Genomic DNA, 580 nt, shown 5'->3' on the forward strand with positions numbered 1-580 from the left:
AATCATATCGGTATCGGCTTTCCACTCCGGATTCATATTGCTGAGTTTCAAACCAAGCAGGCGGTACACGCCGTTGAGGTCGGGTTTTTGGCGGACGAGTTCGACAGCGATTTGCGCCGCTTCGGTTTCGCCCTTAAGCAACAGAGCTTTCTCGTAGATGACGTTGATCAGGTCAAGCTCGGGGAAGGTTTGCATATAGCCGATAAGGCGGTTGAGGCCTTCTTCCTGTTTGCCTTGCGCGGCATAGGCTTCATAGAGTTTCTCGCCGACCATGCTCAGATAGGCGTGGTTTTGCTGCTCGATGGCGGAATACGCTTCTACTGCGGCAGGGAAGTTGCCCTGACGGTATTCGATGTCGCCGAGAATGATGTTGGCGCGCGTACATTTCTTGTTGGCTTCGAGTGCTTTGCCGATGTTGTAGCGGGCGGCGTCGAAGTTGGATTTGAACAGCGCGGCTTGGGCGATTTCGCAATAGAACTGGGCGATTTCAAACTGGTAGGTCTGTTCGTCATGGCTCAAGAGCTGCGCCATTTCGATGGCTTTTTCCCAGTCGCGGTCTTGTTGGTAGATGCTCAAAAGG

1 protein-coding gene is annotated in these 580 nt (G+C 53.1%); it reads right to left on the reverse strand.

The window, feature by feature from the left end; translation table 11 throughout:
* Positions 1-580: tetratricopeptide repeat protein (locus ACTHUM_RS17920; RefSeq protein WP_440403679.1), on the reverse strand; the 580-nt coding region annotated here is incomplete at both ends.

The organism is Neisseria sp. P0021.S006, assembly GCF_051956895.1.